Source organism: Polaromonas naphthalenivorans CJ2, from assembly GCF_000015505.1.
Classification (GTDB): domain Bacteria; phylum Pseudomonadota; class Gammaproteobacteria; order Burkholderiales; family Burkholderiaceae_C; genus Polaromonas; species Polaromonas naphthalenivorans.
The window spans coordinates 1,152,912-1,167,448 of sequence record NC_008781.1 but is presented as its reverse complement, the minus strand read 5'-3'; the positions used below and the strand labels follow the sequence as shown (position 1 = coordinate 1,167,448).

At 63.9% G+C, this 14,537-nt stretch carries 12 protein-coding genes and 5 tRNA genes; 5 read left to right on the top strand and 12 right to left on the bottom strand.

Going from position 1 to position 14,537, the window contains the following annotated elements; translation table 11 throughout:
- Nucleotides 1-24 precede the first annotated feature (24 nt).
- The 3 genes from PNAP_RS05495 (at nt 25) to PNAP_RS05485 (ending at nt 4,218) form a co-directional block, all read left to right on the top strand.
- Complete coding sequence (locus PNAP_RS05495) at nt 25-447, top strand: potassium channel family protein (RefSeq protein ID WP_011800508.1); 423 nt, start codon at nt 25-27, stop codon at nt 445-447.
- Between the two features lie 77 nt (nt 448-524).
- Nucleotides 525-3,224: a DEAD/DEAH box helicase gene (locus PNAP_RS05490; RefSeq protein ID WP_011800507.1), complete on the top strand. Its 2,700-nt coding sequence runs from the start codon at nt 525-527 to the stop codon at nt 3,222-3,224.
- 19 nt (nt 3,225-3,243) lie between these two features.
- Nucleotides 3,244-4,218 carry an SWIM zinc finger family protein gene (locus PNAP_RS05485; RefSeq protein ID WP_011800506.1) on the top strand — a complete coding sequence of 325 codons (975 nt, stop codon included), beginning with the start codon at nt 3,244-3,246 and terminating at the stop codon, nt 4,216-4,218.
- Nucleotides 4,219-4,324: 106 nt separating this feature from the next.
- On the opposite strand, the gene PNAP_RS05480 is transcribed toward PNAP_RS05485, so the two are convergent.
- From PNAP_RS05480 to pip, 12 genes are all read right to left on the bottom strand, one after another.
- A tRNA-Asp gene (locus tag PNAP_RS05480) sits at nt 4,325-4,401 on the bottom strand.
- An 80-nt stretch (nt 4,402-4,481) separates the two neighbouring features.
- Nucleotides 4,482-4,557 (bottom strand) — tRNA-Glu (locus PNAP_RS05475).
- A 122-nt stretch (nt 4,558-4,679) separates the two neighbouring features.
- Nucleotides 4,680-4,756 (bottom strand) — tRNA-Asp (locus PNAP_RS05470).
- A gap of 80 nt (nt 4,757-4,836) precedes the next feature.
- Nucleotides 4,837-4,912 (bottom strand) — tRNA-Glu (locus PNAP_RS05465).
- A 66-nt stretch (nt 4,913-4,978) separates the two neighbouring features.
- Nucleotides 4,979-5,054, bottom strand: a tRNA-Ala gene (locus PNAP_RS05460).
- A gap of 71 nt (nt 5,055-5,125) precedes the next feature.
- A complete protein-coding gene (gene gltX, locus PNAP_RS05455; RefSeq protein WP_011800505.1) occupies nt 5,126-6,520 on the bottom strand; it encodes a glutamate--tRNA ligase in 1,395 nt (464 codons plus the stop codon).
- A complete protein-coding gene (locus tag PNAP_RS05450) occupies nt 6,517-7,731 on the bottom strand; it encodes an O-succinylhomoserine sulfhydrylase (protein ID WP_011800504.1) in 1,215 nt (404 codons plus the stop codon). Before PNAP_RS05450 ends, gltX begins: the two co-directional genes overlap by 4 nt.
- Nucleotide 7,732: 1 nt before the next feature.
- Nucleotides 7,733-9,262, bottom strand: coding sequence for an amidophosphoribosyltransferase (gene purF, locus PNAP_RS05445; protein ID WP_011800503.1), 1,530 nt, complete (start codon nt 9,260-9,262; stop codon nt 7,733-7,735).
- 45 nt (nt 9,263-9,307) lie between these two features.
- Entirely contained in the window at nt 9,308-9,793 is a 486-nt protein-coding gene (locus PNAP_RS05440; RefSeq protein WP_011800502.1) for a CvpA family protein, read from the bottom strand.
- Nucleotides 9,794-9,808: 15 nt separating this feature from the next.
- Nucleotides 9,809-10,807, bottom strand: a complete 999-nt coding sequence (locus PNAP_RS05435; protein ID WP_011800501.1) for an SPOR domain-containing protein — start codon at nt 10,805-10,807, stop codon at nt 9,809-9,811.
- Nucleotides 10,808-10,895: 88 nt separating this feature from the next.
- Nucleotides 10,896-12,206 (bottom strand): bifunctional tetrahydrofolate synthase/dihydrofolate synthase, encoded by a 1,311-nt coding sequence (gene folC, locus PNAP_RS05430; RefSeq protein ID WP_408633745.1) that lies wholly within the window; start codon nt 12,204-12,206, stop codon nt 10,896-10,898.
- A gap of 57 nt (nt 12,207-12,263) precedes the next feature.
- The gene (pip, locus tag PNAP_RS05425) at nt 12,264-13,232 is read right to left on the bottom strand and encodes a prolyl aminopeptidase (RefSeq protein WP_049763745.1); all 969 of its coding nucleotides are present in this window, start codon (nt 13,230-13,232) and stop codon (nt 12,264-12,266) included.
- Nucleotides 13,233-13,337: 105 nt separating this feature from the next.
- On the opposite strand from pip, the gene PNAP_RS05420 reads away from it, so the two are divergent.
- Together PNAP_RS05420 and PNAP_RS05415 are read left to right on the top strand one after the other, a co-directional pair.
- On the top strand, nt 13,338-13,682 hold the full coding sequence (locus tag PNAP_RS05420; protein ID WP_011800498.1) for an arsenate reductase: 345 nt from the start codon (nt 13,338-13,340) through the stop codon (nt 13,680-13,682).
- 130 nt (nt 13,683-13,812) lie between these two features.
- Entirely contained in the window at nt 13,813-14,529 is a 717-nt protein-coding gene (locus PNAP_RS05415; RefSeq protein WP_011800497.1) for a glycine zipper 2TM domain-containing protein, read from the top strand.
- Nucleotides 14,530-14,537: the final 8 nt, after the last annotated feature.

The window sequence follows — 14,537 nt, the reverse complement described above, 5'->3', positions numbered from 1 at the left end:
CATTCGCCCCACCCACGGCCTGCCATGCCCCCCAAAAAGCTCCCGAAAAAAACGCACATCGCCCGCCGGGGCGTGATTTATTCGCTGATCCTGTGCAGTGCGATCCTGCTGCTGGGCGGTGTCGGCTTCTGGCTGCTGGACCCGAACGTGCATACGATTCCCGAAGGCCTGTGGCTGGCCTTCACCACGGCGGCCACCGTGGGTTATGGCGACATGGTTCCCAGCACCCATGCGTCGCGCGTGTTTGCCGTCATCGTGGTGCTGCTGGGCCTGGCCGTGCTGTCGCTGGCCACGGCCTCGCTGGCGGCGATATTCGTCGAGAAAGATGTCGAGGAAGGCGAAGAGCTGCAGATCGAGCACCAGTTGATGCGCGAGATCAGGCACCTGCGCGAGGAAGTGCAGTCGCTGCGGCTTGACATCCAGCGCGAAAAATCCGGCCGGCCCTGATGAGGCTGGATATACCAGGAAAATAGCGGTTTTGCATCAATGCCTGCGCCTCGATGGGCCATTCAACCGATTGAACAATGGAATCCCCGAACGCTCCCGATACCCCGGCTCACCTGGCACCGCAGCTGACGCCGCGCGGCCACCTGCGGGCCACGCCGCAGGACGACGCACCGCCGCTGGCGCCGGAGGTCAGCCAGGGGCTGGGCCCCGCTTTCGCGCTGGGCAGCGGCCATGGCCTGCTGCTGCTCGGAACGGCGCACATCGGCCGCATCCTGCCGCCGGCCTGGGCCTGGTGGCGCGATGTGGCGGCGCGCTACGTCACCGCCCTGTGCGCCACGCCCGACGGCGGCGAAATCGCGGTTGAGCTGCCCGCCGCCGAGGATTTTGAAGCCCTGATGGCCGATGCGCCGCCGATGACGGGCGCGGAATACCTGACGCCCGAGCTGCTGGCCGCGCTGTGGCACGAGATGGATGGTGCCCTGCATCAGGAACTGGCGGCGGCCCAGGTTCCGCTGCAGGCCTTCCTCAAGTCGCGCCACCCGGCCTGGAACCTGGTCGGCCGCGTGCATTTCAACCTGGCGGAAAACCGCAAGGATCCGGAAGCGCCGTTCGCCTTCCTGGCCACCTACACCGCGCGCCTGTCGGCCCACGGCAAGGCGCAGCACCAGCCGCTGTCGCAAGCCCTGGCGGAGTTTTCCGGCGGCAAGAGCCGGGCGCAGCTGCTGTCGCTGCTGCTGCCGGTGCAGCGCGCGGCGCAGCACTGCGACTGGCTGCGCGAGATGGTGGAAGCCGGCGACATCTACCATCCGCTGCGCTGGACCGCGCTGGACGCCTGCCGTTTTCTGACCGACCTGCCACAACTGGAGGCCGCCGGCATCAGCGTTCGCACGCCCGGCGTCTGGAAGGCGGGCAGACCGCCCCGGCCAGTGGTGAAAGCCAGCGTGGGAACGCGCCCGCCGTCGCTGCTGGGCCAGGATGCGCTGCTGGATTTCAGCATGCAAGTCTGCCTTGACGGTGAGAACCTGAGCGACGCCGAGGTCGAGGCGCTGCTGCAGAGCGGCGATGGCCTGCAGTTCATCCGCGGCCGCTGGGTCGAGGTCGATCAAAAGGCCATCGGCCGCCTGCTGGAGCGCTTCAAGGCCATCGAGCAAGCGGCCGAAAACGGCCTGCCCTTTGCCGAGGCCATGCGGCTGGTGGCCGGCGCTTCGCTTGACGAGAGCGGCGAGCCGCTGGATGCCGACTGGTCGGAACTGGCGGCCGGCCCGTGGCTGGCCGACACCCTGGCCGGACTGCGCAAGCCCGAGGGCCTGGTCCAGGTCGATCCGGGACCGGAACTCCAGGCCACCCTGCGGCCCTACCAGCAGGCCGGGGTGCGCTGGCTGTACCTGCTGACCCGGCTCGGACTCGGGGCCTGCCTGGCCGACGACATGGGTTTGGGCAAAACCATCCAGGTGCTGTCGCTGCTGCTGGTGCTCAAGCGCGAAAATGCCGGCCCGCGCCAGCCCAGCCTGCTGGTGGCGCCAGCTTCGCTGCTGGCCAACTGGGCGGCCGAGGCCGAGCGTTTCGCCCCCGGCCTGCGCCTGCTGGTGGCCCACCCGTCGGCCATGGCGCCAGCCGATTTCAAGGCGCTCGATGCGGCGCGGCTGGCCGATGCCGATCTGGTCATCACCAGCTATGGCTCGCTGCTGCGCCAGCCGGTGCTGACAAGCCACGACTGGCGCCTGGCCGTGATCGACGAAGCGCAGGCCATCAAGAATCCGGGTGCCAAGCAGACGCGGCAGGTCAAGAAGCTGCAGGCGCAATCGCGCATCGCCTTGACCGGCACGCCGGTGGAAAACCGCCTGTCCGATTTGTGGTCGATCTTCGACTTCACCCATCCCGGCCTGCTGGGTTCGGACAAGGTTTTCAGCAAATTCACCAGGCGGCTGGCCAAGGCCGAGCACTTCGGCCCGCTACGCGCGCTGGTGCAGCCCTACATCCTGCGCCGCCTGAAGACCGACAAACGCGTCATCAGCGACCTGCCCGACAAGACCGAACTCAAGGCCTGGTGCCTGCTGAGCCCGACGCAGGCGGCGCTCTACCAGGATGCGGTGCACAACCTGGCCGCTGCGCTCGAAGACGCCGAAGGCATAGGCCGCAAGGGCCTGGTGCTGTCCTTTTTGATGCGCTTCAAGCAGATCTGCAACCACCCGTCGCAATGGCTGGGAGACGGCGCCTGGAAAGCGCAGGACAGCGGCAAGTTCGCCCGCCTGCGGGAACTGGTCGAGGTGATCGCCGCCAAGCAGGAAAAGGTGCTGGTCTTTACCCAGTTCCGCGAAACCACCGAGCCGCTGGCGGCTTTCCTGGGCAGCATCTTTGGCCGCGAAGGCCTGGTGCTGCATGGCGGCACGCCGGTGGCCAGGCGCCGCGAACTGGTCAGGCGCTTTCAGGAAGACGAGCAGACGCCATTTTTCGTGCTCTCGCTCAAGGCGGGCGGCGCGGGCCTGAACCTGACGGCGGCCTCGCATGTGATCCACTTTGACCGCTGGTGGAATCCGGCGGTCGAAAACCAGGCCACCGACCGCGCCTTTCGCATCGGCCAGCAGCGCAACGTGCTGGTCCACAAGTTCATCTGCCGGGGCACGGTCGAAGACCGCATCGACCAGTTGATCGAATCGAAGCAGCAACTGGTCCAGGATGTTCTGGAGGGCGGCGCCGAACTGCTGCTGACCGAGATGAGCGATCGCGAATTGCTCGACCTGGTCAAGCTCGACATTCATGCCGCGCAGGACAACTGATCTTTAAGGGGGAACACCCATGAACTACGGGCAATGGCCAGCTTATGTATCAGTCGCCGAGCGGCGCGCAAAAGCCGAGAAGGCCGCCGCCAAGGCGAAAAAAGCCGGCATCGTCCTGACGCCGATCACGGCTTTTCGAGGCGCCATCGCCAAGACCTTCTGGGGCAAGGCCTGGTGCGACAACCTTGAGCATTACAGCGACTATGCCAGCCGCCTGCCGCGCGGCCGCACCTATGTGCGCAATGGTTCGGTGATTGATTTGCAGATCACGCCCGGCGAAGTGCGGGCGCAGGTCATGGGTTCGAGCCTCTACAAGGTCACCGCCAGCGTGACGGCGGTGCCCGAAAAGCAATGGCAAACGATCTGCGCCGATTGCTCGGGCTCGATTGATTCGCTGGTCGAACTGCTGCAGGGCAAGCTTTCGAACGCGGTGATGGAGCGCATCTGCAAGCCGGGCAGCGGCCTGTTTCCGTCGCCGAAGGAAATCAGGTTCAACTGCGACTGCCCGGACTCGGCGTCGATGTGCAAGCATGTCGCCGCCGTGCTGTATGGGATAGGCGCGCGGCTTGACCAGCAACCGGAGGTGCTCTTCACGCTGCGCCGTGTCGATGCCAAGGATCTGGTCAGCCAGGCAAGCCGGGGCCTGCCCGCCGCCTCGAAGCGCCCGGCCACCGGCAAGGTGCTCGACGACGCTCAACTGGCCGCTATGTTCGGCATCGAGATGGCCGACGTTTCTGCGCCAGCAAAGCCGGCGGTAAAAAAGACAAGCGCTGCATCCCGGAAAACACCCGCAGCCGCGAAAACTCCAGCCAGCAAAAAATCGGCATCCGGCAAGATGGCGGTCAAATCCCCCGCCAAACCACGCCAATCAGCCAGCAGCAAAGTTGCGGCACCTGCTACAAAAAAGGCGGCAAGCCCACCGGCAACGCCGAAACCCAGGAAAGTCGCCACGAACAGTGCCTGCGCTCGGCCCGTTAAAGACAAAACAGGCTAAAGGACTGAAGGGCTTGCAGATGCGCAAAGTTCTGCAAGTCTAAAAATCCCGATAAAAATGAAAAAAACCGTTGTAAACAACTGTTTGCAACGGTTTTTCATATTACTGGCGGAGCGGACGGGACTCGAACCCGCGACCCCCGGCGTGACAGGCCGGTATTCTAACCAACTGAACTACCACTCCTGGTAGCCAAGCGTTTGCTCTTGCGAGCCAAGTGCCTGACAAACTTGTGCTTTGTCCCTTCGCCTTGCAGCGAAGAAATTTGGCGACCCTACGGGGATTCGAACCCCGGTACCTACCGTGAAAGGGTAGTGTCCTAGGCCTCTAGACGATGGGGTCTTAACCTGGTGACTTCCGGCGCAGGCTTTTAACGGCCTGCAAAAATCTCAACAGCCTTTTACATCGCAAATGGATCTAAGAGGAAAGCCCTTGTAATTCATGGAACTGCAAGGGCTTCAATCTGGCGGAGCGGACGGGACTCGAACCCGCGACCCCCGGCGTGACAGGCCGGTATTCTAACCAACTGAACTACCACTCCTGGTAGAAAAGCGTTTGCTCTTGCGAGCCAAGTGCTTGACAAACTTGTGCTTTGTCCCTTCACCTTGCAGCGAAGAAATTTGGCGACCCTACGGGGATTCGAACCCCGGTACCTACCGTGAAAGGGTAGTGTCCTAGGCCTCTAGACGATGGGGTCTTAACCTGGTGACTTCCGGCGCAGGCTTTTAACGGCCTGCTAAAAACTTCAAAAACTTTTCGACGTTGGTGGAGGTAAACGGGATCGAACCGATGACCTCTTGCATGCCATGCAAGCGCTCTCCCAGCTGAGCTATACCCCCAATGTCGCTAATTTCTTAGCAACCTGTCGAGCCTCAAATTATATCTACAAAAATCGGCCTTTTGGAAAGTTTCAAACTAAATTCAATTTGGCGATGACTTTTTCTCGCGCCATGAGCGACAGGATCGCATCCAGCGAAGGCGTCTGCGGTGTTCCCATGAGCAGCACGCGCACCGGCATGGCCAGTTGCGGCATCTTCAGGCCGGTATCGAGCAGCACCTGCTTGATCGCGGCGGCAATAGCGGCCTTGGTCCATTCGCAGGTCGCCAACGCCTGCGCCAGCTTGGCAAGCGCCGGCCGCACGGCATCGGTCACATGGGTGCTGACATCCTGCGCACTCGGCTCCGCGCCCGTGACCAGTAGTTTCAGCCAGCCCGCCAGTTCGACCAGCGTGCTGCAGCGGTCCTTGAACAAAGCGCAACTCTGTGCGAGCCAGCCGGCATCCAGACCCGAAACGTCCAGTGCCGCGAGGAAGGGCTGAACCCGTTCCGCAAGCTGGTCATCGGCCATGGCCTTGAGGTGCTGGGCATTCACCCAGCGCAGCTTGGCCTCGTCGAACTGCGCGGCGCTCTTGCCGAGGTGGTCGAGGTTGAACCATTGCAAAAATTGCTCGCGGCTGAAAATCTCGTCGTCGCCATGGCTCCAGCCCAGGCGTGCCAGGTAGTTCACCATCGCGTCGGGCAGATAGCCCTCGGCGGCGTATTGCGTGACCGGCTTGGCGCCGTTGCGCTTGCTCATCTTCTCCCCCTGCTCGTTCAGCACCGTGGGCAGATGGGCATAGACCGGCACCTCGCGGCCGAGCGCGCGGAAGATGTTGATCTGGCGCGGCGTGTTGTTCACATGGTCGTCGCCGCGAATCACATGCGTGATCGCCATGTCCATGTCATCAACCACCACGCAGAAGTTGTAGGTCGGCGTGCCGTCGGGCCGGGCAATCACCAGGTCATCGAGTTCGTCGTTGCTGATCTCGATGCGGCCCTTGACCTTGTCGTCCCAGACCACAGCGCCGCCCTGCGGATTCTTGAAACGCAGCACGGGCTGAACTCCTTCGGGAATCGCCGGCAGCGTCTTGCCGGGCTCGGGCCGCCAGGTGCCGTCGTAGCGCGGCTTTTCCTTGGCTGCCATCTGGGCTTCGCGCAGCGCGTCAAGCTCGGCCACGCTCATGTAGCAGGGGTAAACATGTCCGGCGTTCACCATCTCGGCCAGCACCGCCTTGTAGCGGTCCATGCGCTGCATCTGGTAGAACGGACCTTCGTCGTAGTCCAGGCCCAGCCAGCGCATGCCTTCGATGATCACATCGACAGCGGCCTGGCTCGAACGATCCACATCGGTGTCCTCGATACGCAAGATGAAATCGCCGCCGGTGGCGCGCGCAAACGCCCACGGATACAGCGCCGAGCGGATGTTGCCCAGATGGATGAAGCCGGTGGGCGAAGGGGCAAAGCGGGTTCTTGTTTTTTGTGTCATGTCAGGCTGTCCAGACCGCGTGCGAGGTCGGCTTTCAAATCGTCGATATGTTCCAGGCCGGTGGCAAAGCGGATCAGGCCCTGCTTGATGCCGGCTGCCTGGCGCTGCGCTTCGGTGAGCCGGCCATGGGAAGTGGTTCCGGGATGGGTGATGATGGACTTGGTGTCGCCCAGGTTGGTGGCAATGCTGACCACCTGCGTGCTGTTGATCACATGGAAAGCATTGGCGCGCGCCGTCTCCGGGTCGCCGCCGCGCACGTCGAAGGACACCACGGCGCCGCCCAAACCCGACTGCTGGCGCATCGCCAGTTCGTGCTGCGGGTGCGACGGCAAGCCGGGGTAATACACGCGGGTCACGGCCGGATGCGTTTCCAGCCATTGCGCAATCGCCAGCGCCGTGGCGCTTTGCGCCTGCATGCGGATGCGCAGCGTTTCCATGCCCTTGAGCACGACCCAGGCATTGAACGGCGCCAGCACCATGCCGGCGGTGCGCACAATCGGGCCGAACACATCGACGATCAGCTTCGAAGGCCCGCAAATCGCCCCCGCCATGACCCGGCCCTGTCCGTCGAGGTACTTGGTGCCCGAGTGGATCACCAGGTCGGCGCCCAGTTCAGTCGGCCGCTGCAGCGCGGGCGAGCAAAAACAGTTGTCCACCGCCAGCAGCGCGCCGCCCGCATGCGCCACATCGGCCAGCGCCCGGATGTCGCACACCTCTGTCAGCGGATTGGTCGGAGTTTCGGCAAACAGCAGCTTCGTATTAGGACGCATGGCGGCCTGCCACTGCGCGATGTCGGTCTGCGAGACAAAGCTGGTCTCGACGCCGAACTTGGCGAACTCCTTGCCGAACAGGTTCAGCGTCGAGCCGAACACCGACTGCGAACACACGACATGGTCGCCGGCCCTGAGCAGGCCCATGCCCATCATCAGGATGGCGCCCATGCCGCTGGACGCGGCGATGGCGGCTTCAGTGCCTTCCAGCGCCGCCAGCCGCTGCTCAAAAGCGGCCACCGTCGGGTTCGACGTGCGGGCGTAGGTAAAGCCTTCTTCGGTGCCGGCAAAACGGCGCGCCGAGGTTTCGGCGTCGGGCTGCACGAAGCCGCTGGTCAAATACAGAGCTTCGGAGTTCTCGCCGTACTGGCTGCGCTCGATGCCGACACGCACGGCCAGCGTGTCGGGGTGCAGGTTCCCGGGCAATGCTTGCCGGGTCATCTCAGGCACCTTCCGGGTTGGGCAGCGCCAGGCGCGAAGCATCGACATCACCTTCCTCGCCAATTTTCTCGGCGGTGTCGCCGCGCGCCGAATTCATCGCGGCGATGGTCTCGGCGGTCACGTCGCCAGTGACATACACGCCATCGAAGCAGGATGCGTCAAAGCCATCGAGTTCGGGGTTCAGCGAACGGATGGCGCGCTTCATGCCCTCCACGTCCTGGTAGATCAGCGCATCGCAGCCAATGACCTTGCGGATTTCCTCGATGGTTCGGTCATGCGCGACCAGTTCGCCCGGCGTCGGCATGTCGATGCCATAGACATTGGGGTAGCGTACCGGCGGCGCGGCGCTGGCCAGATAGACCTTGCGCGCACCGGCGTCGCGCGCCATCTGCACGATTTCGCGGCTGGTGGTGCCGCGAACGATGGAATCATCGACCAGCAGCACATTGCGGCCCTTGAACTCGCTGGCGATCACATTGAGCTTCTGGCGCACCGATTTCTTGCGCACGCCCTGCCCCGGCATGATGAAGGTGCGGCCGACGTAGCGATTCTTCACAAAGCCTTCGCGGTAGGGAATGCCGAGCAGGTGCGCGAGCTGGGTGGCGCTCGGGCGGCTCGATTCGGGAATCGGGATGATCACGTCGATCTCGTTGGGCGGCACGGTGGAAACAACGCGCTTGGCCAGCGTTTCGCCCAGATTCAGGCGCGCCTGGTAAACCGAAATGCCGTCCATCACCGAATCGGGACGCGCCAGGTACACAAACTCGAAAATGCAGGGATAGAGCCTGGCATTGGCCGCGCATTGCTCGGCATGGACCTTGCCGTCCATGTCCACGAACACCGCTTCGCCCGGCGCGATGTCACGCTCGAACTGGTAGCCGGTGCCTTCAAGGGCCACCGATTCGCTGGCCACCATCACGGTGGCGCCGCCTTCGTTCTGGCCATGGCCGATGCACAGCGGACGGATGCCGAACGGGTCGCGAAACGCCAGCAGGCCGTGGCCGGCGATCAGCGCCACCACGGCGTACGAACCCTTGACGCGCTTGTGCACGCCGCGCACGGCGGCAAACACGTCGGCCGGGGTCAGCGGCAGGCCGCGCGTGGTTTTTTCCAGTTCGTGCGCCAGCACGTTGAGCAGCACTTCGGAGTCGCTGTCGGTGTTGATGTGGCGGTGGTCGGTGTTGAACAGCTCGGCCTTGAGTTCGGCCGCATTGGTCAGGTTGCCGTTGTGCGACAACACCAGGCCGAACGGCGCGTTGACGTAAAACGGCTGCGCTTCATCCTCGCTGAAGGCGTTGCCCGCCGTCGGGTAGCGCACCTGGCCCAGGCCGACATTGCCCGGCAGCGCGCGCATGTTGCGGGTGCGAAACACGTCGCGCACCATGCCCTTGGCCTTGTGCATGTAGAACTTGCGCCCTTGCTGGGTGACGATGCCGGCGGCATCCTGCCCACGGTGCTGCAGCAGCAGCAGTCCGTCATAAATCAGCTGGTTGACCGGGGCTTTGCTGACGATTCCGACTATCCCGCACATGGTGTTCCGTTCATGATGTGTTGACTCTCAAGTAAATTCAAACAATTAATCCAGATACTTTGCAAACTGCCCGGGCAGCATCGGTTTCAGGTCGGCCAGCGTCGCGGTCAGCGTTTGCGCCCCGATGGACTCCTGCCACCAGGCGCTGGACTGGAGCGCCGTCATGTCGATGACCACGGTCGCGGCCAGCAGCAAGATCATGCCGCGCAGTACGCCGAACGCCGCGCCCAGCGTGCGGTCCACGGGCCGCAGGCCGATGGCCTCGACCAGGCTCTTCAGCAAGGCGGCCAGCAAACCCGCCACAAACACCGCCGCAATGAACACCAGCGCAAAAGCCGCCGCGTAACGCACCGGCTCCGAAGCCGACTGCCAGGGCAGCAGCAGCGCCACCTGCGGCGCAAACCATTGCGCGGCATAAAACGAAGCCGCCCAGCCCAGCACCGACAACACTTCATAGACCAGGCCGCGCCAGGCGCCCAGCAACAGGGAAAAAACCAGCACCCCCGCCAAAATCCAGTCAAGCGGCGTCACACAGCGACCAATGGCTTAAAAACTCAGAATGGCAACCGGCAGGTCAAGCGACCTGATCTTGTTGACCGCTCTTTCGGCCTCGGCCTTGCTGGCAAACGGACCCACGCGGACCCGGATGCGCTTGCCGTCTTTCGTGTCGGCCACCTGGGTGTAGGTGGTCAGGCCGGCTTTTTCCAGCTTGCGGCGCGTTTCATCGGCTTTGGCGGAGTCGGCAAAGGCGCCCACCTGAACCACCATGCGGCCTTTGGTTTCTGCGGCGGCAGCCTTGGTTTCTTCGGTGGCCGCAGGCTTGGGCAATGCTGCGGGCTTGGTCAGTGCCGCAACCTTGGGCGCCTGCGCCTGCAACGCGGCCGTGCCGTTGAGCAGGGCAATGGCCCGCGCGCCATCGTCGCTGGCAGGCGCGGGCTTGGGAGCCGGTTTGGTTTCTGCCTTGACGACGGGCTTGGCCTCGACTTTGGCCTCGGGCTTTGGTTCGACCCTGGGTTCGGCCTTGGGTTCGACCCTGGGCTCGGCCCTGGCTTCGACCCTGGGTTCAGGCTTCGGTTCGGCCTTGGGCTTGACCTCGGGTTTTGCTTCCTGCCTGGGTGCTGGCTTCACTTCTTTTTTGATAGCTGGAGACGCAGGCTCAGTAAGCGGAGAGGCAGGTTTTGAGGGATAAATCTCTTCCTGGGGCGACAAGCTGGCGGCGGCGGCTATGGTTTCGGGTGACGCCGCACGGGCAGACGTTTTGGCGGGTGCGGGCGCGGGTGCAGTGGCAGCGGGCGCAGCAGGAAGCACCAGCGGCTTGACCGAGTTTTTTCCGGGTATTTCAATCGGAATATCGACCGCGACAGGCCGGGGCTGGGTGTCAAACACCAGCGGAAAACCCACGACGCCCAGCAGCACCAGCACCGAGGCGCCAACCAGGCGGTGCTTGGCGCGTTTGCGCAAGACTTCCACGCTGAGCGCCTGGGCGGCTGAGCCGGCAGGAGGGACTGATGCGGAATCGCCCCGGCGGAACTTGAAAAACGGCATGGTGTGAGTTGGAATCCGTTAAAGGCCAAGGTGGGTTGCGGAGTGCTTCCAGTTCCGGCGCAGGCGGTTGGGTCCGGTTGATTCGACTCTAGTCAGAAAGGTGCGGCGCTGAAAGACGCGGCACGCCGTTCTTCAAAATGCCGCCCACGGTGTAGAAGGAGCCAAAAACCACGATTCTATCAGCGGGGTTTGCCGCCATGACGGCAGCCTCCAGCGCGGACTCGGGCGTTTGGCAAGCATGGGCCGTGGCGTCGGCGCGGCTGTTGCCGGCCTGCCACCGGGCCAGCAGCGCCTGACCGGTGGCGGCGCGAGGCGTGGGCAGGTCGGTGAAATACCACTTGTCGATCAGCGGGCTGATGCGCGCCAGCATGGGCGCGACGTCCTTGTCGGCCATCGCGCCAAAAATTGCATGGGTACACGGGTAAAACCCCATGGCATCTAAATTTTCAGTCAGCGCCGCGACCGAATGCGGGTTGTGCGCCACATCCAGCACCAGTGTCGGCTGGCCGGGAATGATCTGGAAACGGCCCGGCAGCTCGACCAGGGACAGGCCGTTGCGCACCGCCTGCGCGGTGATCGGCAGGCGACCCCGCAGCGCCGTCAGCGCCGCCAGCACGCCCGACGCATTGACCAGCTGGTTGGCGCCGCGCAGCGCCGGATACGCCAGCCCGGCATAGCGGCGGCCCCGGCCGGCCCAGCTCCACTGCAACTTGTCGCCCGAGAAATTGAAGTCCTGGCCAAAGCGCCACAGGTCCGCGCCCAGCCGTGCCGCATGGTCCAGGACGCTTTGCGGCGGCACCGGGTCGCTGACGATGACCGGCCTGCCGGCGCGCATGATGCCGGCTTTCTCGAAGCCGATGGCTTCCCGGTCGTTGCCCAGCAATTCCATGTGGTCCAGGTCGATGCTGGTGATGACCGCGCAATCGGCGTCGAGGATGTTGACCGCGTCGAGCCGGCCGCCCAGGCCCACTTCCAGAATCACGACGTCGAGTTTTGCATCGGCCAGCAGTTGCAAAATCGCCAGCGTCGTGAATTCAAAGTAGGTCAGCGATATTTCATCGCCATTTTGGCACCTTGCGCTTTCCACACGGGCGAAGTTAGCTACCAAATCAGTAGCACTGACGATATCGCCGCGAACCCGGCAGCGCTCCTCGAAATGCACCAGGTGCGGCGAGGTGTACACCCCGGTGCGGTAGCCCGATTCCATCAAAATGGCCTCCAGCATGGCGCAGGTCGAGCCCTTGCCGTTGGTGCCGGCCACGGTGATGACCGGGCAGTCGAACTTCAGGCCCATGCGCCCGGCCACGGCCCGGACGCGGTCCAGGCCCATGTCGATGCTTTTCGGGTGCAGGCGCTCGCAATGCGCCAGCCAGTCGGCTAATGTGGTGAGATGTTCCATAGAGTTATGCATTGTCGCGCAAGGCGGAAAACCCTGAACCGCAGCGCTCATGGCGCCTCAGCGTGCAAACCGGTCAGTCGCGGCGATCAGCTGCGCCAGGATGCCGGGCTCGTTGAAGGCATGGCCGGCATCGGCAATCAGGTGAAATTCCGCCTGCGGCCAGGCGCGGTGCAAGTCCCAGGCGGTTCTGGCGGGGCAGGCCATGTCGTAGCGGCCCTGCACGATGACGCCGGGAATGCCGGCCAGCTTGCCCGCGTCCCGGATCAGCTGGCCCTCCTCCAGCCAGCCGCCATGCACGAAATAATGGTTTTCGATGCGCGAAAACGCCAGCGCGAAGTCGTCATCGCCATGCTTGGCCGCACCAGTCGGATCGGGCAACAGCGTGATGGTCTGGCCTTCCCACAGGCTCCAGGCGCGGGCGCAGGCCAGTTGCGCGGCGCGGTCGCTGCCGACCAGCCGCTGGCGGTAGGCGGCCATCAGGTCGCCGCGCTCGGCCGGTGGAATCGGCGCGACAAAATCTTCCCACAGATCGGGAAACAGCCACGAAGCGCCCTCCTGGTAATACCAGAGCAGTTCGGCGCGGCGCAGCGTGAAGATGCCGCGCACGACGAGTTCGGAGACCTGCGCCGGATGGGTTTGCGCATAGGCCAGCGCCAGCGATGAGCCCCAGGAGCCGCCGAACACCAGCCAGCGCTTGACGCCCAAGAGGGTGCGCAGCCGCTCGATGTCGGCGACCAGGTGCCAGGTCGTGTTGTTGTGGAGCGAAGCATGCGGGCGCGAACGGCCGCAGCCGCGCTGGTCGAACAGCAGCACGCAGTAGCGCTCGGGGTCGAACAGCCGCCGGTGGTCTGGCGAGCAGCCCGAACCCGGCCCGCCATGCAAAAACACCGCTGGCTTGCCTTGCGGGTTGCCGCACAGCTCCCAGTAAATCGAATGGCCGTCGCCGGTATCGAGCGTGCCGGTGCGAAACGGCGCGATGGGCGGGTAAAGCGCAGGCGCGGCAACGATGGGGGCGGAAGAAGTCATGGAGGTTTCCATCAAAATAGAGATGCTACATAATTAATAGCTGCTTGCGCCCGTCTGTATTGCGCAAAAGCCATTTTTTACTTAAAAAAACCTGAAAAGCACGACATGATCATTCTCTACGGCATCCCGAATTGCGACACCGTCAAAAAAGCCCGGGCCTGGCTTTCGGAACGCGGCCTGGCCTACACCTTTCATGACTTCAAGAAGCACGGCGTTCCGCCCGCGCAACTGGCGCGCTGGACGCAAGCCGCCGGCTGGGAAAAGCTGCTCAACCGCAAGGGCACGACCTGGCGCCAACTCGACGCCGCCGCCCAGGCCGCCGTGGTGGACGGCGCCAGCGCCCAGTCGCTGATGCTGGCCAACGCCAGCGCCATCAAGCGCCCGGTCGTGGACTGGGGCGATGGCATCACGGTCGGCTTCGATGCGGCGGACTGGGCCGGGCGCGTTTGAGCCGGGCCGGCCACCGGCTTTACAGAGCGGCCATCGAACTTTACGCCTCACAACGAGTCTGATTCACTAAAATCAGGAACAGTCAGCACGGGTTCAACCCAGGGTTAAGCTGAAAAAAAGGGGTTCAGACATGGCACACACATTCGTTAAAACCATCGCTGTTTCGGCTGTCGCTGCGGCGGCCATGGCTTCGGTTCCGGCTTCGGCCATGGACATCCTGGCACGGGTCATCTCCAGCACGCCGGTCGTGCAGCAGGTTGCCGTGCCGCGCCAGGTGTGCAGCAATGAAGCCGTCGTCGTGCAGGCGCCCAGGTCGGGCGCGGGCGCGCTGATGGGCGCCATCGCTGGCGGCGCTGCCGGCAATGCGATTGGCAACGGCGGCGGCCGGGCGGCGGCCACCATGATCGGCCTGGTGGGCGGCGCCATCCTGGGCGACCGCATCGAAGGCCCGAACAACCAGCTGCAAAACGTCCAGCAGTGCAGCACCCAGACGTTCTACGAAAACCGCGCCAGCTATTTCAACGTGGTGTATGAATACCAGGGCACGCAATACACCGCGCAAATGCCCAACGATCCGGGCCTGCATGTGCGCCTGAAGGTGACGCCGGTCGGCGCCATGGAGCCCGCACCGCAACCGTTCCAGGCCCAGCCGCAAACCTATTACCAGCCGGCGCCCGTGCAGCAGCCGGTTTACGTGCAGCCCGTGCCCGTGATGGCGGCTCCGGTCGTTTATCCAGCTTATTACCAACGGCCCTACTACGCCCCGTATTACCCACCCATCGGCTTGTCGCTCAACTTTGGCTACAGCCGGGGTTTTGGCGGCGGGCATCACGGCCACGGGCGCTGAGTGTTCAC